Raw genomic sequence first — 23834 nt, 5'->3', positions numbered from 1 at the left:
CGTGCGATCGATCTGGAACGGCGCCATATCCTTCGGTCTGGTCAGCATCCCGATCAAGCTCGTGAACGCCACCGAGAGCCGTTCCGTCTCCTTCCGCCAGATCCACGCCGAGGACGGCGGCCGGATCCGCTACCGGAAGGTCTGCGAGCTGGACGGCGAGGAGGTCGCGCAGTCCGAGATCGGGAAGGCGTACGAGGACGCCGACGGGACCATGATCCCGATCACCGACGAGGACCTGGCCGCGCTGCCGCTGCCCACGGCCAAGACGATCGAGATCGTCGCCTTCGTCCCGGCGGGCGAGATCGACCCGCTCCAGATGGACGCCGCGTACTACCTCTCCGCCAACGGCGTGCCGGCCGCCAAGCCGTACACCCTCCTGCGCGAGGCGCTGAAGCGCAGCGAGAAGGTGGCGGTGGCGAAGTTCGCCCTCCGGGGCCGCGAACGCCTGGGCATGCTCCGGGTGGTGGACGACGTGATCGCCATGCACGGCCTGCTCTGGCCCGACGAGATCCGCGCCCCCGAAGGCGTCGCCCCCGAGACGCCGGTGACGGTCCGTGAGGCCGAACTCGACCTGGCGGACGCCTTGATGGCCACGCTCGGCGAGGTCGACATCGGCACCCTCCACGACGACTACCGCGAGGCGGTCGAGGAGATGATCGCCGCGAAGGCGGCCGGCGGCGAGGGCGTGGCGCCCCCGGAGCCGGGCGAGGAGGGTGAGGGCGGTCAGGTGATCGACCTGATGGCGGCGCTGGAGAAGAGCGTCCGCGAGGCGAAGGAGGCCCGGGGCGAGCCGGCGGAGGTCACGGACATCAAGAGCCGCCCGGCGAAGAAGACCACGACCAAGACGACGACCAAGGCGACGGCGGCCAAGAAGACGACGGCGAAGAAGGCGACGGCGAAGAAGACGCCGGCCAAGAAGACGACGGCCAAGAAGGCGGCCGGGAAAGCCCCGGCCAAGAAGGCCGCACCGAAGAAGAAGACGGCCTGACGCGGTCTCACCGAACGAGCTTCACCAAGCAAGCTTCACCGAACGAGCCTCACCGAACGGGCCCCCTCCCTCCGAGGGGGCCCGTTCCGCATGCCGCATAGCGGACACCTCTCGCCGTCCTTCGGACAACAGATGGTCAAATTCTTGTTGCATACCTGTCAAAAACCCGTTCCGGCTGGCACGCTCCCCTCCGCGTCACCCCCCACATGACCCCCACGCGTTTCAGCGAAGGAGCCCGCGTGATCCGCCAGCAGTCCTCGCACCGCCGGACCGTCGTCCGCACCGCCGCCCTCGTCGCCACGGCCGCCATGGTCGTCGTCGGAGTCCAGACCGGCACCGCCGGAGCCACGGTCGTCAACGAGACCGGCACCGAGGCCGCGGCCACCGCCGTCGTCCTCAGCGCCCCGCAGCGCGCGGCCGCGATCCGGCAGGCACAGGCCTCGGCCACCGAGACGGCGAAGGCCATCGGCCTCTCCGTCCGGGAGGAACTGGTCGCCCGCGACGTCGTCAAGGACGCGGACGGCACCGTCCACACCCGCTACGAGCGGACCTACGACGGCCTCCCGGTCCTCGGCGGCGACCTCGTCGTCCACCACAAGAAGAACGGCACCCGCACCACCACCAAGGCGACGAACGCCCGCATCGCCGTCGCGACGACGGCCACGGCCGAGGCCACGAGCGCGGCCAAGGCCCGCGAAGGCGCCCGCAAGGTGATCTGGGCGGCCGGCGGCAAGCCGGTCCTCGCCTGGGAGGCCGTGGAGAAGGGCCTCCAGCACGACGGCACGCCGAGCGAGCGCCACGTCGTCACGGACGCCGTCACCGGCAAGGAGCTCCACTCCTACGAGGCGATCGAGACGGGCGTCGGCAACACCCAGTACAGCGGCCAGGTCACCCTCGGCACGGCCCCCGGCTTCACCCTCACGGACACCGCCCGCGGCGGCCACAAGACGTACGACCTCAAGGGCGCCACCAGCGGCACCGGCACCCTCTTCACCAACTCCACCGACACCTGGGGCAACGGCCTCGCGAGCAACCGCGAGACAGCCGCCGCCGACGCCCACTACGGCGCGGCCGTCACCTGGGACTTCTACAAGAACGAGCTCGGCCGCAACGGCATCCGCGGCGACGGCGTCGCCGCCTACTCCCGCGTCCACTACGGCAACGCGTACGTCAACGCCTTCTGGTCCGACTCCTGCTTCTGCATGACGTACGGCGACGGCGCCGGCAACGCCAAGCCGCTGACCTCCCTCGACGTCGCCGGCCACGAGATGACCCACGGCCTCACCGCCTCCACGGCGAACCTCCGCTACAGCAAGGAGTCCGGCGGCCTCAACGAGGCCACCTCCGACATCCTCGGCACCTCGGTCGAGTTCTACGCGAACAACGCGGCCGACGCGGGCGACTACCTCATCGGCGAGAAGATCGACATCCGCGGCAACGGCACCCCGCTCCGCTACATGGACAAGCCCAGCAAGGACGGCAACTCCGCCGACTACTGGTCCAGCAGCCTCGGCCGCCTCGACGTCCACTACTCCTCGGGCCCGGCCAACCACTTCTTCTACCTCCTGGCCGAAGGCAGCGGCACCAAGGCGATCAACGGAGTCACCTACAACTCCCCGACCTACGACAACTCCACCCTCACCGGCATAGGCCGCGAGAAGGCCTACCAGATCTGGTACAAGGCCCTCACCACCTACATGACCTCCTCCACCACCTACGCCGGCGCCCGCACCGCCACCCTCTCGGCGGCATCGGACCTCTACGGCGCAACGTCCCCCGAATACAACGCGGTCAACGCCGCCTGGAAGGCCGTCAACGTCAAGTAACCCTCGGACACCCGCCCGGCGCCTCCGGCGCCGGGCGGGGCACGGGCGCGCATGGACAGACAAAAAGACCCCGCCCGCAGCTTGCGCTGAGGGCGGGGTCTTCTGGCACTTCCTGCGAAGTGCCCCCGGCAGGATTCGAACCTGCGCACACGGCTCCGGAGGCCGTTGCTCTATCCCCTGAGCTACGGGGGCGTTGTCGCTGCTTGGCGGCGACGGGTGAAACCTTACCAGCTGTGGTGGGGTGCCTGTGAACAGGTATTTCCGGGGCGTCACCGCGGGGGTGTTCGCTCGCACGGGTCGGAAGTGGGCAAAACCCGGACGCAGCCCCTCGGGGCGGCCTACTCTCGTTCACGTGTCAGGCGTGTCCGGGCGGGTGCTCGTTGTCGACGACAACAAGGTCATCCGGCAGTTGATCAGGGTCAATCTCGAACTCGAGGGGTTCGAGGTCGTGACCGCGGCCGATGGTGCCGAGTGTCTGGACGTCGTGCATCGCGTGCGGCCCGACGTCGTGACGCTCGACGTCGTCATGCCGCGGCTCGACGGGATCAAGACCGCCCAGCGGCTGCGGGAGGATCCGCGGACCCGGCATCTGCCCGTGGCGATCATCAGTGCCGGCGGGGAGGGCGAGGGGGCTCCGGCGGCGGACGCGTTCCTCGCCAAGCCCTTCGAGCCGGCGGAGCTCGTACGGGTCGTCCGGCAGCTGCTGCACCGGGAGCCCCGGCAGCGGCGGCAGGCCGGCGGGGCCGACGCGGGAGAGGAGCCGTCCGCAGGGGACGGCTGCCCCGAGAGACCCGCCGCCGGGAGTTACTGCCCGCGGGGCTGAGTGGGGATCGGGCGGTTCCCGCCGTACCGGTTGCCCGTCGTACCGGCTGCCCGCCGTACGGATTCCCGTCGTACGGTTCCCTCCGGTTGCTTGTGATCTTGATTGTGTTTTCGGGGCCCCCTCCCACCTGGGGTTTCCCCCTTCCCTTGCTTCCGGGTGCCCGTATGGCGAAACCGGTTCGCGTTCCGACCCCCCTCCTCCCCTAGGCTGGGATCGTGACCCCCGCGGACCTCTCCCTCACCGTGCAGCACGCCGTGCGCCGTGCGGTCGACGACGGTGCGCTGCGGGTCGACGTTCCTTCGCGCGTGAAGGTCGAGAAGGCGCGGCCGGGAGGGGTGGGGGAGTACGCCAGCAGCGTCGCCCTGTCGCTCGCGCGGCCGGCCGGGCGGGCCGCGCTCGACGTCGCCTCCCTGCTCAAGGAGCGGCTGGAGGGTGCCGACGGCATCCTCGCCGTGGACATCACCGGACCCGGATTCCTGAATTTCACCCTGCGTCCCGGTGGCGGGGCCGGGCTCCTGGCCGCCGTGCGCGCCGCCGGGCTCTCGTACGGGCACGGGGACGGGCTCGCCGGGGAGACCGTGCGGTTCGAGGCGGGGCGCGAGGAGCGTGCCTCCGTCGTCGTCGAGTGTCTCGTCGGGCTGGTGCGCGCGCAGGCGGGTGACGCCGGCGTCGCGGACGGGGGCGAGCGGGTGTACGTGCACCCGGGGACCTACGACGGGGAGACGCTCGGCAGCGACGCCGCCCGGTGGCGGCTCCTGCGGGCCGCGCCCCACGACCGGCCCCTCGACGGCGCCCCGCTCCTCGGGCGCCACGAGCGCAACGGGCTCTTCCGCGTCCAGTACGCCCACTCCCGCGCCCGGCGGCTGCTCGTCAACGGCCGGCAGCTCGACGTCCTCCCCTCGTACGAGACGGACGTCGCGGACCCGCTGCTCGGGCTGGTCCGCGACCACCCCTCCGTGCTTCTCGCCGCCGCCCGCCACCGCGCCCCCGACCGGGTCGCCCGGCACCTCGAAGCCGTCGCCGACGCGCTGCTCGGCTTCCAGCACACCGTTCTGCCGCTCGGCGACGAGAAACCCTCGGCCGCCCACCGTTCCCGGCTCGCGCTCGCCGAAGCCGCCGGGACGGTGCTCGCCGGCGGCCTCTCCGTGCTCGGCATCAGCGCACCCGACCGGATCTGAAAGAGCTGACCAGACATGAGCCGTTCCGCCCACCCCGCAGGCCCCCGCCACGCCGACGTCCTCCCCGAGGGCCACTACACCGCGCCGCCCGCCGACCTGAACACGCTCGACCCCAAGGTGTGGGCGCGGACCGTGGCCCGGGACGAGCAGGGCGTCGCGACCGTCGGCGGGCTGCGCGTCACCGACCTCGCCGAGGAGTTCGGAACCCCCGCCTACTTCCTCGACGAGAGCGACTTCCGCGCCCGCTGCCGCGCCTGGGCCGAGGCCTTCGGCACCGACGCCGACGTCTTCTACGCCGGCAAGGCGTTCCTCTCCCGCGCGATCGTCCGCTGGCTGCACGAGGAGGGGCTCAACCTCGACGTCTGCTCCGGCGGCGAGCTCTCCACCGCGCTCTCCGCCGGGATGCCCGCCGAGCGGATCGCCTTCCACGGCAACAACAAGAGCGAGGAAGAGATCCGGCGGGCCGTCGAGGTCGGCGTCGGGCGGATCGTCCTCGACTCCTTCCAGGAGATCGTCCGGGTCGCCCACATCGCCCAGTCCCTCGGCAAGCGGCAGCGCGTGCAGATCCGCGTGACCGTGGGCGTGGAGGCGCACACCCACGAGTTCATCGCCACCGCCCACGAGGACCAGAAGTTCGGCATCGCGCTCGCCGGCGGGCAGGCCGCGGAGGCCGTGCGCCGGGCGCTGAAGCTCGACGGCCTGGAGCTCATCGGCATCCACTCGCACATCGGCTCGCAGATCTTCGACATGGCCGGCTTCGAGGTCTCGGCCCGCCGCGTCGTCCAGCTCCTCGCCGAGGTGCGCGACGAGCACGGCGTCGAGCTGCCCGAGATCGACCTCGGCGGCGGCCTCGGCATCGCGTACACCTCCGAGGACGACCCGCGCGAGCCGCACGAGATCGCCAAGGCGCTCGGCGAGATCGTGACGCGCGAGTGCGAGGCCGCCGGGCTGCGGACCCCCCGGATCTCCGTCGAGCCGGGCCGCGCCATCGTCGGGCCGACGGCCTTCACGCTCTACCGGGTCGGCACCATCAAGCCGCTCGACGGGCTGCGCACGTACGTGAGCGTCGACGGCGGCATGTCGGACAACATCCGCACCGCCCTGTACGACGCCGAGTACAGCGTCAGCCTCGTCTCCCGCGTCAGCGACGCCGAGCCGATGCTCTCCCGGGTCGTCGGCAAGCACTGCGAGAGCGGCGACATCGTCGTCCGCGACGCCTTCCTCCCCGCCGACCTGGCACCGGGCGACCTGATCGCCGTGCCCGCCACCGGCGCCTACTGCCGCTCCATGGCGAGCAACTACAACCACGCCCTCCGGCCGCCCGTGGTGGCGGTCCGGGACGGCGAAGCAAGGGTCATCGTCCGGCGCGAGACGGAGGAAGATCTCCTGCGTCTCGACGTCGGCTGATGAAATAGTCGGGTGGTGGAATCGATGTCTCAGGATCCGGACGAGTGGCTGAATCCGCCGTCCGGTGAGTGAGACTTGTTCCCATCCCCGTCAGAACCGTAGAGATACGAATCAGAAGTACGAGAAACGAGGTCGGATGATGCGTACGCGTCCGCTGAAGGTGGCGCTGCTGGGCTGTGGAGTTGTCGGCTCCGAGGTGGCGCGCATCATGACGACGCACGCCGACGACCTCGCCGCGCGCATCGGCGCGCCGGTCGAGCTCGCCGGCGTCGCCGTCCGCCGGCCCGACAAGGTCCGCGGCGGCATCGACCCCGCGCTGATCACCACCGACGCCACCGCCCTGGTCAAACGCGGGGACATCGACGTCGTCGTCGAGGTCATCGGCGGGATCGAGCCGGCCCGCACCCTCATCACCACCGCCTTCGAGCACGGCGCCTCCGTGGTCTCCGCCAACAAGGCGCTGCTCGCCCAGGACGGCGCGACCCTGTACGCCGCCGCCGAGCAGCACGGGCAGGACCTGTACTACGAGGCCGCCGTCGCCGGCGCCATCCCGCTGATCCGCCCGCTGCGCGAGTCCCTCGCCGGCGACAAGATCAACCGCGTCATGGGCATCGTCAACGGCACCACGAACTTCATCCTCGACAAGATGGACTCGACCGGCGCCGGCTACCAGGAGGCCCTGGACGAGGCGACCGCGCTCGGGTACGCCGAGGCCGACCCGACCGCCGACGTCGAGGGCTTCGACGCCGCCGCCAAGGCCGCCATCCTCGCCGGGATCGCCTTCCACACGCGCGTGCGCCTCGACGACGTCTACCGCGAGGGCATGACCGAGGTCACCGCCGCCGACTTCGCCTCCGCCAAGGAGATGGGCTGCACCATCAAGCTGCTCGCGATCTGCGAGCGGGCCGCCGACGGCGAGTCCGTCACCGCGCGCGTGCACCCCGCGATGATCCCGCTGAGCCACCCGCTGGCCTCCGTCCGCGAGGCGTACAACGCGGTCTTCGTCGAGGCGGAGGCCGCCGGGCAGCTCATGTTCTACGGTCCGGGCGCGGGCGGTTCGCCGACCGCCTCGGCCGTTCTCGGCGACGTCGTCGCCGTCTGCCGCAACCGTCTCAACGAGGCGACGGGCCCCGGCGAGTCCGCGTACACCCAGCTGCCCGTGAGCCCCATGGGCGACGTGGTGACGCGGTACCACATCAGCCTCGACGTGGCCGACAAGCCGGGCGTCCTCGCCCAGGTCGCGACGGTCTTCGCCGAGCACGGCGTATCGATCGATACCGTGCGCCAGCAGGGCAAGGACGGCGAGGCATCGCTCGTCGTCGTCACCCACCGCGCGGCCGACGCCGCCCTCTCCGGGACGGTCGAGGCGCTGCGCAAGCTCGACACCGTGCGCGGTGTCGCCAGCATCATGCGTGTTGAAGGGGAGTAAGGACCCATGACCAACCAGGGCACCCACCAGTGGCGCGGCATCATCGAGGAGTACCGGGACCGCCTTCCGGTCACGGACACGACGCCGGTCGTCACGCTCCGTGAGGGCGGTACGCCGCTCGTCCCCGCCCAGGTCCTCTCCGAGCGCACGGGCTGCGAGGTGCACCTCAAGGTCGAGGGCGCCAACCCCACCGGTTCCTTCAAGGACCGGGGCATGACCATGGCCATCACCCGGGCGAAGGAGGAGGGCGCCAAGGCGGTCATCTGCGCCTCCACCGGCAACACCTCCGCCTCCGCCGCCGCGTACGCGGTGCGGGCCGGGATGGTCTCCGCGGTCCTGGTGCCGCAGGGCAAGATCGCGCTCGGCAAGATGGGCCAGGCCCTCGTGCACGGCGCGAAGATCCTCCAGGTGGACGGCAACTTCGACGACTGCCTGGACCTGGCCCGCGCACTGTCCGACAACTACCCGGTCGCGCTGGTCAATTCGGTCAACCCGGTCCGCATCGAGGGCCAGAAGACCGCCGCGTTCGAGATCGTGGACATGCTGGGCGACGCGCCCGACATCCACGTGCTGCCGGTCGGCAACGCGGGCAACATCACCGCGTACTGGAAGGGGTACCGCGAGTACGCCGAGGACGGACTCGCCACCCACCGCCCGCGCATGTGGGGCTTCCAGGCCTCCGGTTCGGCCCCGCTGGTGCGCGGCGAGGTCGTCAAGGACCCGTCCACCATCGCCACCGCGATCCGCATCGGCAACCCGGCCTCCTGGGACTACGCGATCGCCGCGCGCGACGAGTCGGGCGGCTTCATCGACGAGGTGACGGACCGTGAGATCCTGCGCGCCTACCGCCTGTTGGCCGCGCAGGAGGGCGTCTTCGTGGAGCCCGCCTCCGCTGCCTCGGTCGCCGGTCTGCTGAAGGCCGCCGAGCAGGGCAAGGTCGACCCGGGCCAGCGGATCGTCTGCACCGTGACCGGAAACGGTCTGAAGGACCCCGACTGGGCCGTCGCCGGCGCCCCGCAGCCGGTCACCGTCCCGGTGGACGCCGCCACCGCCGCGCAGCGGCTCGGACTGGCCTGAACCCATCGGGGGAACGTGGGTTCCTGATCGGGCGAAACCCGATCAGGAACCCACACAGATGCACAGGTTGGCGCGCGACACGCATCGTGCGCCTCCCGTGCGCCCTATGTCGCCACAGAACCTTCCTTCGATAGGCTGTACCGAACCCGCCGCGACGCATATGCGTGGTGTCGTTGCCGTTGTCGCCTCCCCGCGACCGAAACGGCCGAAACGGTACTCCGGGTTCCCCAGCACTTCTCTTGAACACCACGTCGCCGCAGTCAAGGAGAGTCATCGAGCGATGGCCGGTCCCGCGTTCCGCGCCGCCGCCGTACGGGTGCGCGTCCCCGCCACCAGCGCCAACCTCGGCCCGGGCTTCGACGCCTTCGGCCTGTCGCTGGGCCTCTACGACGACGTCGTCGTCCGGGTCGCCGACTCCGGGCTGCACATCGACATCGCCGGAGAGGGCGCAGAGACGCTCCCGCGCGACGAGAGGCACCTCCTCGTACGCTCCCTGCGCACCGCCTTCGACCTGCTCGGCGGGCAGCCGCGCGGCCTGGAGGTCGTCTGCGCCAACCGCATCCCGCACGGCCGCGGCCTCGGCTCCTCCTCCGCCGCCATCTGCGCCGGCATCGTCGCCGCCCGCGCCGTGACCATAGGCGGGGACGCCAAGCTCGACGAGGCCGCCCTGCTGGAGCTGGCCACCGAGATCGAGGGCCACCCCGACAACGTCGCCGCCTGTCTGCTCGGCGGCTTCACCCTCGCCTGGACCGAGTCCGGCGCCGCGCGGGCGATCAGGATGGATCCCTCGGATTCCATCGTTCCGGTGGTTTTCGTCCCCGGGAAGCCGGTGCTGACCGAGACCGCCCGCGGTCTGCTGCCGCGCACCGTCCCGCACGTGGACGCCGCCGCCAACGCCGGGCGCGCCGCCCTCCTCGTCGAGGCCCTGACCCGCCGCCCCGAACTGCTGCTCGCGGCCACCGAGGACCGGCTCCACCAGGAGTACCGGGCCCCCGCGATGCCGGAGAGCATCGCCCTGGTCAACAGGCTGCGGGCCGACGGCGTGCCCGCCGTCATCTCCGGCGCGGGCCCCACGGTCCTCGCGCTGGCCGACGAGAAGACCGCCGACAAGGTCGCCCTCCTCGCGGGCGAGGGCTGGGCCGCGAACCGGCTCGACCTCGACGCGCCCGGGGCGAGCGTGCTGCCGCTGGCGCCCTGAGGCGCGGCGGCGGCAGGTGCCAGGGACGCCGGGCAGCGTCCTGAACACGCGATTGCCGGTGAGTGAGAGGGGGAATGTTTGTTGGAGCCGGTAGTGTTAACCTCAAGTCTGCACCCGACCTCTTTGTGGAGCGGTGCGGAGTGTCCCCTCAGGGACCACACATTCTTCCGGGAGCCTCCCCAACTGCCTGAGCAGCCTGCCTGAGCAGTTTCGAGCACGCTCCGGAACCGGCACGACACCCCTCGCTCATTCCATGCGAGGGCCGAGCAGGGGGCGCTCGGGCCGGACCCACAGCACGTTTCTCTCTCTCGCCGCATCCCGGCGGGACCACCGCCCCGGACACGGTCCACCAACCAGGACCGCTGCCGGACAGCACAACCGGTCGCCGAGCCACAGGGCCGACGTCCGCTCCAGGGAAGGACCCTTCGTGAGCGACACCACCGATCTGATGGGCGTGACTGCCGACAGCACTGTCGACGCCGCCGCGCCCGCCGCAGGTGCTGCCAGCAGCGGCACCGCACGGCGCCGCCGCTCCGGCACCGGCCTCGAGGGCATGGTCCTGGCCGAGCTGCAGCAGGTCGCGTCCGGCCTCGGCATCAGGGGCACCGCGCGGATGCGCAAGAGCCAGCTGATCGAGGTCATCAAGGAGGCGCAGGCCGGTTCCGGCTCCGCCGCCCCCGCCAAGACCGAGGCCGCCGCCGAGACCAAGCCGAAGCGCCGCGCCACGTCCAAGGCCCGCACGGGCGAGTCCGCCGAGGCCGCCGAGCCGAAGGCGGAGAAGGCCGAGCAGGCCCCCGCCCAGCAGCAGATCGACATCCCGGGCCAGCCGTCGAAGTCGGCCGGTGCCGACCAGGGCGACGAGCAGCCGGCCGGCGAGCGCCGCCGCCGCCGTGCCACCGCTCCCGCCGGTTCGCCGGAGGGCGCCGAGGGTGCGCAGGCCGTGAAGGCCGAGGTGCGTACCGAGGTCAAGGGCGAGCAGCAGGGCGAGAAGGCCGAGGCCGCCGTGGACGGCGCCGAGGGCCGCACCCGTCGTGACCGCCGGGACCGTCGTGACCGCCAGCGCGAGCGCGGCAAGGGCGACGAGCAGCAGCAGGGCGGCGGCCAGCGCAAGGACCAGCAGCGTCAGGGCCAGGGCCAGGGCCAGGGCCAGGGTCAGGGCCAGCAGCAGGGTCAGGGCCAGCGTCCGCAGGGCGGCGCCCCGCAGGACGACGACGACGACTTCGAGGGCGGCCGCCGTGGCCGTCGCGGCCGCTACCGCGACCGCCGTGGCCGTCGTGGTCGCGACGAGTTCGCCGCCGGCGAGCCGCAGGTCTCCGACGACGACGTCCTGATCCCCGTCGCGGGCATCCTGGACATCCTCGACAACTACGCGTTCATCCGGACCTCCGGCTACCTGCCGGGTCCGAACGACGTGTACGTCTCCCTCGCCCAGGTCCGCAAGAGCGGTCTGCGCAAGGGCGACCACCTCACCGGCGCGGTCCGCCAGCCGAAGGAGGGCGAGCGCCGCGAGAAGTTCAACGCGCTGGTCCGCCTCGACTCGACCAACGGCATGGCGCCGGACTCCGGCCGCGGCCGCCCCGAGTTCAACAAGCTGACGCCGCTGTACCCCCAGGACCGGCTCCGTCTGGAGTCCGACCCGGGCGTGCTGACCACGCGGATCATCGACCTCGTGTCGCCGATCGGCAAGGGCCAGCGCGGTCTGATCGTGGCCCCGCCGAAGACCGGCAAGACCATGATCATGCAGGCGATCGCCAACGCGATCACCCACAACAACCCCGAGTGCCACCTGATGGTCGTCCTGGTCGACGAGCGTCCGGAAGAGGTCACCGACATGCAGCGGTCGGTGAAGGGCGAGGTCATCTCCTCGACCTTCGACCGCCCGGCCGAGGACCACACCACCGTCGCCGAGCTGGCCATCGAGCGCGCCAAGCGTCTCGTCGAGCTGGGTCACGACGTGGTCGTCCTGCTGGACTCCATCACCCGTCTGGGCCGCGCGTACAACCTCGCGGCGCCCGCCTCCGGCCGCATCCTGTCCGGTGGTGTCGACTCGACCGCGCTCTACCCGCCGAAGCGCTTCTTCGGTGCCGCGCGCAACATCGAGGACGGCGGCTCGCTGACCATCCTGGCCACCGCGCTGGTCGACACCGGCTCGCGCATGGACGAGGTGATCTTCGAGGAGTTCAAGGGCACCGGCAACATGGAGCTCAAGCTCGACCGGAAGCTCGCCGACAAGCGGATCTTCCCGGCCGTCGACGTCGACGCCTCGGGCACCCGCAAGGAGGAGATCCTCCTCGGCAGCGACGAGCTCGCCATCACCTGGAAGCTCCGCCGCGTGCTGCACGCGCTCGACCAGCAGCAGGCCATCGAGCTGCTCCTGGACAAGCTCAAGCAGACGAAGTCGAACGCCGAGTTCCTGCTGCAGATCCAGAAGACGACGCCGGGCGCCAACAACGACTGACGCCGTCGGTGACGGGGGGAGACCCTCGTCACACCGCGGGTGACGGCCTCGGAGCCGTAACCCGTTCGTGACCTGCGCGAACACTGTGCCCACCGCTCCCCGAGCGGTGGGCACAGTGCGTTGTGGACAGCTCGCTCATCGAAACCTCACAGATCGCTATGCAACCCTTTCGGATGCTTCGCCGTCACAAAAGGTGAACCATAGGCCCGAGGGAAGACGATGACCGAGCAGAACAAGAGCGGGCGCGCACGCGGCGGCGCCACCGGACGCCGCCGCAAACCGACCGCCGCACGCCGCCGCCGGATCGCCATAGCCGTGTCCGGCGCCACCGCCGTGCTCGTCCTGGCCGGCGCCGGACTCGGCTACGTGTACCTCAAGCTCGACGGCAACATCCAGGGCGTCGACATCAACGCCCAGCTCGGCACCGACCGCCCCAAGAACGTCGACGACGGCTCGATGGACATCCTCGTCCTCGGCTCCGACTCCCGCTCCGGCGACAACGGCGCCTACGGCAAGGACGAGGGCGGCGCCCGCTCCGACACCGCGATGGTCCTCCACGTCTACGAGGGCCACAAGAAGGCCAGCGTCGTCTCCATCCCCCGCGACACCCTCATAGAACGCCCCGCCTGCACCGACGAGCGGGGCGACGAGGTCGCCGGCCAGAGCCGCGCCATGTTCAACACCGCGTACGAGGTCGGCGGACCCGCCTGCGCCGTCAAGACCGTCGAGTCCCTGTCCGGCATCCGCATGGACCACTACATCGAGGTCGACTTCACCGGCTTCAAGAAGCTCATCGACACCCTCGGCGGCGTCGAGATCACCACCACGCGGCCCATCAAGGACTCCAAGAGCCACCTCGACCTGGAGCCCGGCACCCACACCCTCGACGGCGAGCAGTCCCTCGGCCTCGTCCGCACCCGCAAGAGCGTCGGCGACGGCAGCGACCTCGGCCGCATCCAGCTCCAGCAGGCCTTCATGAAGGCCTTCATCGAGCAGGTCAAGGACGTCGGCGCCGGGACCAACCCCAAGAGGCTCCTCGACCTCGCCGACGCCGCCACCAAGGCCATCAGGCCCGACTCCGAGCTCGACTCCGTCCAGGAGCTCATGGGCTTCGCCCAGGGCCTGTCCGGGCTCGGCGCCGACGACGTCCAGATGATCACGCTGCCCGTCACGTACGACCCCGTGGACCCCAACCGCGTCGTGCCCCTCGAAGCCCAGGCCGAACAGGTCTGGAAGGCCCTCCGGGCCGACCGCCCCGTCCCGGCCTCCGCCACGGAGGACGCGGCCACCGGCAAGGCCGAGGGCGTGATCGGCTAGCCCCGGAATCCGGCCCGGGGAATACCGTCGCCGCCACCCCGGTTTGGGGAGATGCGGCCAGTCCTGGCAGACTGGTACGTCGGCCCCGGTTCACGTCCGCCGCAACCCGCGGCGACGACCCGGCGCCCTCCCGGAACTAGGAGACACCTTGAAGCGCGAGATCCACCCCGAGTACGTCGAGACCCAGGTCAGCTGCACCTGTGGCGCGTCGTTCACCACCCGTAGCACCCTGACCGAGGGCACCATCCGTGCCGAGGTCTGCTCCGAGTGCCACCCGTTCTACACGGGCAAGCAGAAGATCCTCGACACCGGCGGCCGCGTGGCCCGCTTCGAGGCCCGCTTCGGCAAGGCCGCCGGCTCCGCCAAGAAGTAGCGAGCCCCCGCGCCGGTCATCGGCCGCCCCTGCGCGGGGCGGCCGGGACCGGCGCTTTGGCGTCCCCGTAGCAACAGACGAAACCAGGAGCCCGAAGATGTTCGAGGCGGTCGAGGAACTGGTCGGCGAGCACGCCGACCTCGAGAAGAAGCTCGCGGACCCGTCGGTCCACGCCGACCAGGCCAACGCGCGCAAGCTGAACAAGCGCTACGCCGAGCTGACCCCGATCGTCGGCGCGTACCGCTCCTGGAAGCAGACCGGGGACGACATCGAGACCGCGCGCGAGTTCGCGCACGACGATCCCGACTTCGCCGCCGAGGTCAAGGAGCTGGAGAAGCAGCGCGAGGAGCTCACCGAGAAGCTCCGCCTCCTGCTGATCCCCCGCGACCCCAGCGACGACAAGGACGTCATCCTGGAGATCAAGGCCGGCGCCGGCGGCGACGAGTCCGCCCTCTTCGCCGGGGACCTGCTCCGGATGTACCTCCGCTACGCCGAGCGCGTCGGCTGGAAGACCGAGCTCATCGACGCCACCGAGTCCGAGCTCGGCGGCTACAAGGACGTCCAGGTCGCCGTGAAGACCAAGGGCGGCAACGGCGCCACCGAGCCCGGCCAGGGCGTCTGGGCCCGCCTCAAGTACGAGGGCGGCGTCCACCGCGTGCAGCGCGTGCCCGCCACGGAGTCGCAGGGCCGCATCCACACCTCCGCCGCCGGCGTGCTCGTCACGCCCGAGGCCGAGGAGGTCGACGTCGAGATCCACGCCAACGACCTGCGCATCGACGTCTACCGCTCCTCCGGCCCCGGCGGCCAGTCGGTCAACACCACCGACTCCGCGGTCCGCATCACCCACCTGCCGACCGGCATCGTCGCCTCGTGCCAGAACGAGAAGAGCCAGCTCCAGAACAAGGAGCAGGCCATGCGCATCCTGCGCTCCCGGCTCCTCGCCGCCGCCCAGGAGAAGGCCGAGGCCGAGGCCGCCGACGCCCGCCGCAGCCAGGTCCGCACCGTCGACCGCTCCGAGAAGATCCGCACGTACAACTTCCCGGAGAACCGCCTCTCCGACCACCGCGTCGGCTTCAAGGCGTACAACCTCGACCAGGTCCTCGACGGCGAGCTCGACGCCGTCATCCAGGCCTGCGTCGACGCCGACTCCGCGGCCAAGCTCGCCGCGACCTGACCGGCCCGAGGCACCTCTCCCCGCCCCACCCCGCACCACGGAGGACCAGCGTGAACCTGCTGCTTGCCGAGGTGGCCCAGGCCACCCAGCGGCTGGCCGACGCCGGCGTTCCCTCACCGCGTTTCGACGCCGAGGAGCTCGCCGCGTTCGTGCACGGCGTCAAGCGGGGGGAGCTGCACAACGTCAAGGACGCCGACTTCGACGCCCGCTACTGGGAGGCCATCGCCCGCCGCGAGGCGCGCGAACCCCTCCAGCACATCACCGGCCGGGCGTTCTTCCGCTACCTGGAGCTCCAGGTCGGCCCCGGGGTCTTCGTGCCCCGCCCGGAGACCGAGTCGGTGGTCGGCTGGGCCATAGACGCCGTCCGCGCGATGGACGTCGTCGAACCGCTCATCGTCGACCTCTGCACCGGCTCCGGCGCCATCGCCCTCGCCATGGCCCAGGAGGTGCCGCGCTCGCGCGTCCACGCCGTCGAGCTCTCCGACGACGCGCTCGTCTGGACCCGCAAGAACGCCGCCGGCTCCCGCGTCACCGTCCACCAGGGCGACGCGCTCACCGCCCTCCCGGAGCTCAACGGCCAGGTCGACCTGGTCATCTCCAACCCGCCGTACATCCCCCTCACCGAGTGGGAGTACGTCGCCCCCGAGGCCCGCGACCACGACCCCGAGATGGCGCTCTTCTCCGGCGAGGACGGCCTCGACACCATCCGCGGCATCGAGCGCACCGCGCACCGGCTGCTCCGCCCCGGCGGCCTCGTCGTCATCGAGCACGCCGACACCCAGGGCGGCCAGGTGCCGTGGATCTTCAACGAGGAGGCCGGCTGGGCGGACGCCGCCGACCACCCCGACCTGAACAACCGGCCGCGTTTCGCGACCGCCCGCAAGGCGATGCCGTGAGCCGGCACCGCACCACCACGACTGAGGAGGAGCGCGACTGATGGCACGCCGATACGACTGCAACGAGGCGACCGACCGCGCGACCGGCCTGCGCGAAGCCGCGTCGGCCGTGCGCCGCGGCGAGCTCGTCGTGCTCCCCACCGACACCGTGTACGGACTCGGCGCGGACGCCTTCGGCAGCGAGGCCGTCGCCGAGCTGCTCGCCGCCAAGGGCCGGGGCCGCGGCATGCCCACCCCCGTCCTCATCGGCTCCCCGAACACGCTGCACGGCCTCGTCACGGACTTCTCCGAGCACGCGTGGGAGCTCGTCGACGCCTTCTGGCCCGGCCCGCTCACCCTGGTCGCCCGCCACCAGCCGTCCCTCCAGTGGGACCTCGGCGACACCCGCGGCACCGTCGCCATCCGCATGCCGCTGCACCCGGTCGCCATCGAGCTGCTCACCGAGGTCGGCCCGATGGCCGTCTCCTCCGCCAACCTCTCCGGGCACCCGGCGCCCGAGGACTGCGACGCCGCCCAGCAGATGCTCGGCGACTCCGTCTCCGTCTACCTCGACGGCGGTCCGACGCCCGGCAACGTCCCCTCCTCCATCGTCGACGTCACGGGCAAGATCCCGGTGCTGCTGCGCGAGGGCGCGCTGTCACCGGAGGAGCTCCGCAAGGTCGTACCCGACCTCGAGGTGGCCAGTTGACCGCCCCTGAGGGGCGTGGCATAGCGGGGTACGAGCTCGACACCACCTTCCGCATCCTCCACGTCAGCACCGGCAACGTCTGCCGCTCGCCCATCACCGAGCGGCTGACCCGCCACGCCCTGCTCCAGCGGCTCGGCGACGGGCTCGGCCGGGGCCTCATCGTGGAGAGCGCCGGCACCTGGGGCCACGAGGGCGCCCCCATGGAGACCAACGCCGAGCTGGTCCTCGCCGACTTCGGCGCCGACCACAGCGGCTTCGTCGGCCGCGAACTCCTCGACGAGCACGTCATCCGCGCCGACCTCGTCCTCACCGCGACCCGCGACCACCGCGCGCAGGTCATCTCGATGGGCCACTCGGCCGGACTGCGCACCTTCACCCTGAAGGAGTTCACCCGCCTGGTCCGCGCCATCGACCCCGCCACCCTCCCGGACCCCCGCGACGGCGTGGTCGAACGCGCCCGCGCCCTGGTCCGCGCGGCCGCCGCTCTACGCGGGTGGCTCCTGGCCCCCTCCGCCGAAGCGGACGAGGTCAACGACCCCTACGGCGCCCCCATCACCGTCTTCCGCTCCATCGGCGACGAAATCCAGGAAGCCCTGGACCCGGTCGTCACCGCCCTGACGGGCGTCCCGACGCGGCGCTGACGCGAGGGGCGCGTCGGGAAGGGGGGACGCTCCGGGGGCGGGCTCGGGGCGCCGCGCCTACATTGGTGCTACGTCCCCCAGGCTCGGAGTCAGCCATGTCGGTCAGCGCGCCCCCGGAAGAGGTCCTCGACGTCCTGCGGCGGCAGGATCCGCAGATCGCCGACGTGCTGGCGGGGGAGGCGCGGCGGCAGGCGGAGACGCTCCAGCTGATCGCGGCGGAGAACTTCACCTCGCCCGCGGTGCTCGCGACGCTGGGGTCGACGCTCGCGAACAAGTACGCCGAGGGGTATCCGGGCGCCCGGTACCACGGCGGCTGCGAGTACGCCGACGCGGCCGAGCGGATCGCCGTGGAGCGGGCCACCGCGCTCTTCGGAGCCGATCATGCCAACCTGCAGCCGCACTCGGGCTCCGCGGCCGTCCTGGCGGCGTACGCGGCCCTTCTGAGGCCCGGTGACACGGTCCTCGCCATGGGCCTGGACCACGGCGGGCACCTCACGCACGGTTCGCCCGCCAACTTCTCAGGACGCTGGTTCGACTTCGTCCCGTACGGCGTCGACGCCGAGACCGGGCTCATCGACTACGAGCAGCTCGCCGCCCTCGCCCGCCACCACCGCCCCACGGCGATCGTCTGCGGCTCGATCTCCTACCCCCGCCACCCCGACTACGCCCTCTTCCGGGCCGTCGCCGACGAGGTCGGGGCGTACCTCATCGCCGACGCCGCCCACCCCATCGGCCTCGTCGCCGGGGGAGCGGCTCCGAACCCCGTCCCGTACGCCGACGTCGTCTGCGCCACCACCCACAAGGTGCTGCGCGGTCCGCGCGGCGGGATGGTGCTGTGCACGGCGGAGCTGGCCGAGCGGATCGACCGGGCGGTTTTCCCGTTCACCCAGGGCGGCGCCCAGATGCACACCATCGCGGCGAAGGCGGTCGCCCTGGGGGAGGCGTCCACTCCGGCCTTCACCGGGTACGCCCATCGGGTGGTCGAGCACGCGCGCGTGCTCGCGGCCGCGCTCTCCGCCGAGGGCTTCGCGCTGACCACCGGCGGCACCGACACCCACCTCATCACCGCCGACCCCTCCCCGCTGGGCGTCGACGGCCGTACGGCCCGCGCCCGGCTCGCCGCCGCCGGCATGGTCCTGGACACCTGCGCCCTGCCGTACGGGGACGGGCGCGGCATCAGGCTCGGCACCGCCGCGGTCACCACACAGGGGATGGGCGCCCCGGAGATGGCCAGGATCGCCGCGCTGTTCACCGCGGCGCTGCGCGGCGAACCGGAGGAAACGGCTCGGGTACGCGCCGACGTACGAGAGCTGACCAGCAGTTTTCCCCCGTATGGACGGTGAGCGGCGGACGACCGAAGGGCGTCCGCAACCGTTCAGGGGCCTGGGGTGTCTCCAACCACATGGACGGCACGGCTAGGGTGTGGGGCTGAGATGGCCAGCGATTCCTGTGGGGACAGCCCGTGCGTGATTACCTGCTGACGCTCTGTGTCACGGCCGCGGTGACCTATCTGCTGACCGGTCCGGTGCGGAAGTTCGCCATCGCGACCGGCGCGATGCCGGAGATCCGTGCGCGCGACGTACACCGAGAACCGACTCCGCGGCTCGGTGGCATCGCCATGTTCTTCGGGCTGTGCGCCGGTCTGCTCGTCGCCGACCACCTGCAGAACCTCAACAGCGTCTTCGAGCAGTCGAACGAGCCCCGCGCGCTGCTCTCCGGCGCGGCCCTGATCTGGCTGATCGGCGTCCTGGACGACAAGTTCGAGCTGGACGCGCTGATCAAGCTGGGCGCCCAGATGATCTCGGCCGGCGTGATGGTGGCGCAGGGTCTGACGATCCTGTGGCTGCCGATCCCGGGTGTCGGCACGGTCGCGCTGACCCAGTGGCAGGGCACCCTCCTGACGGTCGCCCTGGTCGTCCTCACCATCAACGCGGTCAACTTCGTCGACGGCCTCGACGGTCTCGCCGCCGGCATGGTGTGCATCGCCACCGGCGCCTTCTTCCTGTACGCGTACCGCCTCTGGTACGGCTACACGATCGAGGCGGCCGCCCCCGCGACCCTCTTCGCCGCGATCCTGATGGGCATGTGCCTGGGCTTCCTGCCGCACAACATGCACCCGGCGCGGATCTTCATGGGCGACTCGGGCTCGATGCTGATCGGCCTGATCCTCGCCGCCTCCGCCATCTCGATCACGGGCCAGGTGGACCCGGACACCCTGAAGATCTTCGAGGGCTCGACCCGGCAGGCGACCCACGCGGCCCTGCCCGTCTTCATCCCGCTGATCCTGCCGCTCACCATCATCGCGATCCCGATGACCGACCTGGTCCTGGCGATCGTCCGGCGGACCTGGAAGGGCCAGTCGCCCTTCGCCGCCGACCGCGGCCACCTGCACCACCGGCTCCTGGAGATCGGCCACTCGCACAGCCGGGCCGTGCTGATCATGTACTTCTGGTCGGCGCTGATCGCCTTCGGCACGCTCGCGTACTCGGTCCACTCGACGTCGATGTGGATCGTCCTCGCCGTCACCGTGCTGAGCGCCCTCGGTCTGGTGCTGCTCCTGCTGCCGCGCTTCTCGCCGCGGACTCCCCGCTGGGCGGAGGCCCTGGTTCCGCCGCGGTACCGGCGTCGGAAGCGGGCCCTGGAGCCGGAGCCGGAGCACGAGGCGGCGGAGGAGGAGCGGGTTCCGGTCCCGGCCGGGCTGCACGGCTCGACGGCCATCGGTCACCGTTCGCGCTTCTCCGACCGGAGGAAGGCCGGAACGCCGAGTTGACGCCGGAGTGACGCCGCGTCAGCGGCGGTCGGCGAAAGCCTCAGTTGGGCCCAATACCAGACAAGGTGCCCTGCTGTCGCGCACAATCGCGCGTTGTAACCCTCATGTGTGACAGTTGGCACACCTCATGAGTAAAGACCTATTCAAATAGTTTGTGATACGGTTCACGAGACCCGGCGACAGTGCCGAAAGACCGTAGTGCGACGGTCTGTTGGCCCCGAGACCCACCTCGGACCGGGCATACGCTCGTCCCTGACGACACCATCGCCCCCTTCATGACAGCGGAGACACCGCCATGCCTTCCACCGACGCACGCCTCCTTCTCTCGGCCGTCGTACCCACTGCCGCCGTCGGCGCCATCGCCACGGTGATCAGCGGCATCGTCGCCGGCGGGAAGGGCGCGATCGGCGCCGTGCTCGGCAGCCTGGTCGTCCTCCTCTTCATGGGCCTCGGGATGCTGGTGCTCCAGCGGACGGCAAGGAAGCACCCGCAGCTGTTCCAGGCCATGGGGCTCTTGCTCTACACGACGCAGCTGCTGGTTCTCTTCGTCTTCCTGGCCGTGTTGAAGGGCACCACGGTGTTCGACTTCAAGGCCTTCGCCTTCACGGTGCTCGCGACGACCGTGGTGTGGGTCGCGGCCCAGGCTCGTGCCTACATGAAGGCCAAGATCGCGTACGTCGAGCCCGGGAAAACGGGTTCGAAGCCGTGAGGGGTAGGGCCGGTATAAAGACGCGTTCGGCTTCCTGCTATCGTCCGGTGCCAACTGCGGCATTGCGGGCGCGGGCATCCGAAGAGGCGCCTGTCCCAGCGCGAGGCTCGAAGCCGACCCGCCGCCCCCCTATCCGTAAGACCAGTCCAGTGCCGACCCGCGGCTGCGCGCCGCGCCGACACAACGAGGTTGCCGTACCTATGCGCCACGCTGAAGGAGCCCGCGGTGAGTGCTGACCAGACGCTTGCCTTCGACCCGGATTGCCACATCTTCACCGGATGTGGCTTCCCGGCTCCGGGCCTGCACACGTTCATCTACGAGCCGATCGCGACGTGGGGCAGCTTCGAGCTGACCAAGCCCATGCTGCTCGCGGTCCTGAGCTCGGTCGTGGTGGTCGGTTTCTTCTGGGCGGCCTTCCGTAAGCCGAAGCTGGTCCCCGGCAAGATGCAGATGATCGGCGAGGCCGGTTACGACTTCGTGCGCCGCGGCATCGTCTACGAGATCATCGGCAAGAAGGACGGCGAGAAGTACGTCCCCTTCATGGTGTCGATGTTCTTCCTCGTCTGGATGATGAACCTCTGGTCGATCATCCCGCTGGCCCAGTTCCCGGTCACCTCGCTGATCGCCTTCCCGGCGGCCCTCGCGCTGATCGTGTACGTCCTCTGGGTCTCGCTGACCTTCAAGAAGCACGGCTTCGTCGGCGGCTGGAAGAACATCGTCGGCTGGGACAAGTCCCTCGGCCCGATCCTCCCGCTGGTCGTCGTCCTCGAGTTCTTCTCGAACCTGATCATCCGGCCCTTCACGCACGCGGTCCGACTGTTCGCGAACATGTTCGCCGGTCACCTGCTGATCGTGATGTTCTCGCTGGCCTCCTGGTACCTGCTCAACGGCATCGGCGTGATCTACGCCGGCACGTCCTTCGTGATGGTCCTCGTGATGACCGCCTTCGAGCTCTTCATCCAGGCCGTCCAGGCGTACGTCTTCGTCCTCCTGGCCTGCAGCTACGTCCAGGGCGCGCTCTCCGAGCACCACTGAGCCCCCTGCCACGGACCAGCTCCACCACCCACCCCGCAGTCTCCGGTGGCCAACCCCCACCGGGTCCTTGAAAGAGAAGGAAGAACCGGCATGTCCGCTCTCCAGACCCTTGCTGCTGTCGAAGGCAACGTCGCCGCCATCGGTTACGGCCTCGCCGCGATCGGCCCCGGCGTCGGCGTCGGCATCATCTTCGGTAACGGCACCCAGGCCCTCGCCCGCCAGCCCGAGGCGGCCGGCCTGATCCGCACCAACCAGATCATGGGTTTCGCCTTCTGTGAGGCGCTCGCCCTCATCGGCATCGTCATGGGCTTCGTCTACTAAGCCTGCTTCTCGACGACAGCCACATTTTCACGGAAGGCACTGATGTGAACGCTCTGCTTCTTGCGGCCGAGGGGGAGCCCCAGCCCCCCCTCCTCCCGCATCTTGACGAGCTCGTCATCGGCCTGATCGCCTTCGTCATCGTCTTCGGCTTCCTCGCCAAGAAGCTCCTCCCGAACATCAACAAGGTTCTGGTCGAGCGCCGCGAGGCCATCGAGGGTGGCATCGAGAAGGCCGAGTCGGCCCAGATCGAGGCTCAGAGTGTGCTGGAGCAGTACAAGGCACAGCTTGCCGAGGCCCGCCACGAGGCCGCGCGTCTCCGCCAGGAGGCGACGGAGCAGGGCACCGCGATCATCCAGGAGATGAAGGCGGAGGGCCAGCGCCAGCGCGAGGAGATCATCGCCGCCGGTCACACGCAGATCGAGGCCGACCGCAAGGCCGCTTCCTCCTCCCTGCGTCAGGACGTCGGCAAGCTCGCCACGGACCTGGCCGGCAAGCTGGTCGGCGAGTCCCTCCAGGACGTCGCCCGCCAGAGCCGCACGATCGACCGCTTCCTCGATGAGCTCGAGGAGAAGGCAGAGGCCGTCCGATGAACGGAGCGAGCCGTGAGGCACTGGCCGCCGCCCGCGAGTCCCTCGACGCGCTGACCGACAACACCTCGGTCGACGCGGCGAAGCTTGCGGACGAGCTGGCCTCGGTCACCGTCCTGTTCGACCGCGAGGTGTCGCTGCGCCGGGTCCTTACCGACCCCGCGCAGTCGGGTGAGGCCAAGGCCGAGCTCGCGCAGCGACTCCTGACCGGTCAGGTGGGCGGCGAGACCGTCGACCTGGTGTCCGGCATGGTCCGGTCCCGCTGGTCGCGCTCCCGCGACCTCGTCGACGCGGCCGAGGAGCTGGCGAACACCGCCGACCTCACCGCGGCCCAGAAGACGGGCGCCCTCGACGACGTCGAGGACGAGCTGTTCCGCTTCGGCAGGATCGTGACCTCCAGCACCGAGCTCCGCTCGGCGCTGACGGACAAGACCGCGAAGCCCGCCGCCAAGGGCGAGCTGCTGCGCACGCTGCTCGGCGGCAAGGCCAACGCCACCACCGAGCGCCTGGTCGTCCGTCTGGTGACCCAGCCCCGGGGACGTAGCCTGGAGGTGGGACTCGAGTCCCTGTCCAAGCTCGCCGCGGCGCGCCGGAACCGGATGGTCGCAGTCGTCACCTCGGCGGTGCCGCTGTCCGACCAGCAGAAGCAGCGCCTCGGCGCCGTACTGGCGAAGCTGTACGGCCGCGAGATGCACCTGAACCTGGACGTGGACCCCGCGGTCCTCGGCGGGATCTCGGTGCGGGTCGGCGACGAGGTCATCGACGGCACGGTCTCCGAGCGCCTCGGCGAGGCGAAGCGGCGGCTGGCCGGCTGACGGCTTCGGCCGTCGGCAACACAACACGCATCACAGCGGCCCGGTTGGGCCGTGCAGAGATTGCAGAAGATTCCTGGGGGTCGGCCCCCAGACCCCTTAAGAAACTTCGGGCCCAACAAGGAGA

General features: G+C 70.7%; 22 protein-coding genes and 1 tRNA gene. 22 read left to right on the top strand and 1 reads right to left on the bottom strand.

Annotated features, from left to right (window positions below; translation table 11 throughout):
- The first annotated feature begins 1 nt into the window (after position 1).
- The gene (locus tag ABZ621_RS08840) at positions 2 to 988 is read left to right on the top strand and encodes a Ku protein (protein ID WP_360602141.1); all 987 of its coding nucleotides are present in this window, start codon (positions 2 to 4) and stop codon (positions 986 to 988) included.
- Between the two features lie 206 nt (positions 989 to 1194).
- A complete protein-coding gene (locus tag ABZ621_RS08835) occupies positions 1195 to 2814 on the top strand; it encodes a M4 family metallopeptidase (RefSeq protein ID WP_360602139.1) in 1620 nt (539 codons plus the stop codon).
- 120 nt (positions 2815 to 2934) lie between these two features.
- Here the strand turns inward: ABZ621_RS08835 and ABZ621_RS08830 are convergent.
- Positions 2935 to 3006: transfer RNA gene (locus tag ABZ621_RS08830), tRNA-Arg, on the bottom strand.
- A 160-nt stretch (positions 3007 to 3166) separates the two neighbouring features.
- On the opposite strand from ABZ621_RS08830, the gene ABZ621_RS08825 reads away from it, so the two are divergent.
- From ABZ621_RS08825 to ABZ621_RS08730, 20 genes are all read left to right on the top strand, one after another.
- Positions 3167 to 3637 (top strand): response regulator, encoded by a 471-nt coding sequence (locus tag ABZ621_RS08825; RefSeq protein WP_360602137.1) that lies wholly within the window; start codon positions 3167 to 3169, stop codon positions 3635 to 3637.
- 215 nt (positions 3638 to 3852) lie between these two features.
- Positions 3853 to 4815: an ArgS-related anticodon-binding protein NrtL gene (gene nrtL, locus ABZ621_RS08820; RefSeq protein WP_360602135.1), complete on the top strand. Its 963-nt coding sequence runs from the start codon at positions 3853 to 3855 to the stop codon at positions 4813 to 4815.
- A gap of 15 nt (positions 4816 to 4830) precedes the next feature.
- Positions 4831 to 6222, top strand: coding sequence for a diaminopimelate decarboxylase (lysA, locus tag ABZ621_RS08815; RefSeq protein WP_360602133.1), 1392 nt, complete (start codon positions 4831 to 4833; stop codon positions 6220 to 6222).
- A gap of 139 nt (positions 6223 to 6361) precedes the next feature.
- Positions 6362 to 7651 (top strand): homoserine dehydrogenase, encoded by a 1290-nt coding sequence (locus tag ABZ621_RS08810; RefSeq protein ID WP_360602282.1) that lies wholly within the window; start codon positions 6362 to 6364, stop codon positions 7649 to 7651.
- A 6-nt stretch (positions 7652 to 7657) separates the two neighbouring features.
- Positions 7658 to 8728: a threonine synthase gene (gene thrC / locus ABZ621_RS08805; RefSeq protein WP_360602131.1), complete on the top strand. Its 1071-nt coding sequence runs from the start codon at positions 7658 to 7660 to the stop codon at positions 8726 to 8728.
- Positions 8729 to 9008: 280 nt separating this feature from the next.
- Positions 9009 to 9926 carry a homoserine kinase gene (thrB, locus tag ABZ621_RS08800; protein WP_360602129.1) on the top strand — a complete coding sequence of 306 codons (918 nt, stop codon included), beginning with the start codon at positions 9009 to 9011 and terminating at the stop codon, positions 9924 to 9926.
- Between the two features lie 427 nt (positions 9927 to 10353).
- Positions 10354 to 12384 (top strand): transcription termination factor Rho, encoded by a 2031-nt coding sequence (gene rho / locus ABZ621_RS08795; protein ID WP_360602127.1) that lies wholly within the window; start codon positions 10354 to 10356, stop codon positions 12382 to 12384.
- A 219-nt stretch (positions 12385 to 12603) separates the two neighbouring features.
- Positions 12604 to 13701 (top strand): LCP family protein, encoded by a 1098-nt coding sequence (locus ABZ621_RS08790; protein WP_360602125.1) that lies wholly within the window; start codon positions 12604 to 12606, stop codon positions 13699 to 13701.
- A gap of 148 nt (positions 13702 to 13849) precedes the next feature.
- A complete protein-coding gene (gene rpmE / locus ABZ621_RS08785) occupies positions 13850 to 14074 on the top strand; it encodes a 50S ribosomal protein L31 (protein ID WP_030761597.1) in 225 nt (74 codons plus the stop codon).
- Between the two features lie 97 nt (positions 14075 to 14171).
- Positions 14172 to 15248 carry a peptide chain release factor 1 gene (gene prfA, locus ABZ621_RS08780; protein WP_360602123.1) on the top strand — a complete coding sequence of 359 codons (1077 nt, stop codon included), beginning with the start codon at positions 14172 to 14174 and terminating at the stop codon, positions 15246 to 15248.
- 50 nt (positions 15249 to 15298) lie between these two features.
- Positions 15299 to 16144 (top strand): peptide chain release factor N(5)-glutamine methyltransferase, encoded by an 846-nt coding sequence (gene prmC / locus ABZ621_RS08775; protein WP_359523374.1) that lies wholly within the window; start codon positions 15299 to 15301, stop codon positions 16142 to 16144.
- A 40-nt stretch (positions 16145 to 16184) separates the two neighbouring features.
- Entirely contained in the window at positions 16185 to 16832 is a 648-nt protein-coding gene (locus ABZ621_RS08770) for an L-threonylcarbamoyladenylate synthase (protein ID WP_360602121.1), read from the top strand.
- Positions 16829 to 17473 carry a protein-tyrosine-phosphatase gene (locus ABZ621_RS08765; protein ID WP_360602119.1) on the top strand — a complete coding sequence of 215 codons (645 nt, stop codon included), beginning with the start codon at positions 16829 to 16831 and terminating at the stop codon, positions 17471 to 17473. The genes ABZ621_RS08770 and ABZ621_RS08765 overlap by 4 nt, the downstream gene beginning before the upstream one ends.
- 95 nt (positions 17474 to 17568) lie before the next feature.
- On the top strand, positions 17569 to 18816 hold the full coding sequence (gene glyA, locus ABZ621_RS08760) for a serine hydroxymethyltransferase (RefSeq protein WP_360602117.1): 1248 nt from the start codon (positions 17569 to 17571) through the stop codon (positions 18814 to 18816).
- Between the two features lie 119 nt (positions 18817 to 18935).
- The gene (locus ABZ621_RS08755) at positions 18936 to 20243 is read left to right on the top strand and encodes an MraY family glycosyltransferase (protein ID WP_360602115.1); all 1308 of its coding nucleotides are present in this window, start codon (positions 18936 to 18938) and stop codon (positions 20241 to 20243) included.
- Between the two features lie 295 nt (positions 20244 to 20538).
- Positions 20539 to 20952, top strand: a complete 414-nt coding sequence (locus ABZ621_RS08750; protein WP_360602113.1) for a hypothetical protein — start codon at positions 20539 to 20541, stop codon at positions 20950 to 20952.
- Between the two features lie 225 nt (positions 20953 to 21177).
- Positions 21178 to 21987: a F0F1 ATP synthase subunit A gene (atpB, locus tag ABZ621_RS08745; RefSeq protein WP_043219694.1), complete on the top strand. Its 810-nt coding sequence runs from the start codon at positions 21178 to 21180 to the stop codon at positions 21985 to 21987.
- A 90-nt stretch (positions 21988 to 22077) separates the two neighbouring features.
- Positions 22078 to 22308, top strand: a complete 231-nt coding sequence (atpE, locus tag ABZ621_RS08740) for an ATP synthase F0 subunit C (RefSeq protein WP_006346597.1) — start codon at positions 22078 to 22080, stop codon at positions 22306 to 22308.
- 44 nt (positions 22309 to 22352) lie between these two features.
- Complete coding sequence (locus ABZ621_RS08735) at positions 22353 to 22898, top strand: F0F1 ATP synthase subunit B (RefSeq protein ID WP_360602111.1); 546 nt, start codon at positions 22353 to 22355, stop codon at positions 22896 to 22898.
- Complete coding sequence (locus ABZ621_RS08730) at positions 22895 to 23710, top strand: F0F1 ATP synthase subunit delta (protein ID WP_360602109.1); 816 nt, start codon at positions 22895 to 22897, stop codon at positions 23708 to 23710. The genes ABZ621_RS08735 and ABZ621_RS08730 overlap by 4 nt, the downstream gene beginning before the upstream one ends.
- The last annotated feature ends 124 nt before the right edge of the window (positions 23711 to 23834 follow it).

The sequence above is a fragment of the Streptomyces sp. NPDC007863 genome (genome assembly GCF_040633895.1).
In the GTDB taxonomy this organism is placed as follows: domain Bacteria; phylum Actinomycetota; class Actinomycetes; order Streptomycetales; family Streptomycetaceae; genus Streptomyces.
The sequence above is the reverse complement of the archived record's forward strand: the minus strand, read 5'-3'. Positions and strand labels throughout refer to the sequence as shown.

Bases quoted from the DNA above. Each gene is read 5' to 3' on its own strand.
- thrC (WP_360602131.1), top strand. From the start codon at position 7,658: ATGACCAACCAGGGCACCCACCAGTGGCGCGGCATCATCGAGGAGTAC.
- ABZ621_RS08750 (WP_360602113.1), top strand. From the start codon at position 20,539: ATGCCTTCCACCGACGCACGCCTCCTTCTCTCGGCCGTCGTACCCACT.
- thrB (WP_360602129.1), top strand. From the start codon at position 9,009: ATGGCCGGTCCCGCGTTCCGCGCCGCCGCCGTACGGGTGCGCGTCCCC.
- ABZ621_RS08810 (WP_360602282.1), top strand. From the start codon at position 6,362: ATGCGTACGCGTCCGCTGAAGGTGGCGCTGCTGGGCTGTGGAGTTGTC.
- atpE (WP_006346597.1), top strand. From the start codon at position 22,078: ATGTCCGCTCTCCAGACCCTTGCTGCTGTCGAAGGCAACGTCGCCGCC.
- ABZ621_RS08790 (WP_360602125.1), top strand. From the start codon at position 12,604: ATGACCGAGCAGAACAAGAGCGGGCGCGCACGCGGCGGCGCCACCGGA.
- ABZ621_RS08730 (WP_360602109.1), top strand. From the start codon at position 22,895: ATGAACGGAGCGAGCCGTGAGGCACTGGCCGCCGCCCGCGAGTCCCTC.
- lysA (WP_360602133.1), top strand. From the start codon at position 4,831: ATGAGCCGTTCCGCCCACCCCGCAGGCCCCCGCCACGCCGACGTCCTC.
- ABZ621_RS08835 (WP_360602139.1), top strand. From the start codon at position 1,195: ATGACCCCCACGCGTTTCAGCGAAGGAGCCCGCGTGATCCGCCAGCAG.
- glyA (WP_360602117.1), top strand. From the start codon at position 17,569: ATGTCGGTCAGCGCGCCCCCGGAAGAGGTCCTCGACGTCCTGCGGCGG.
- ABZ621_RS08770 (WP_360602121.1), top strand. From the start codon at position 16,185: ATGGCACGCCGATACGACTGCAACGAGGCGACCGACCGCGCGACCGGC.
- prfA (WP_360602123.1), top strand. From the start codon at position 14,172: ATGTTCGAGGCGGTCGAGGAACTGGTCGGCGAGCACGCCGACCTCGAG.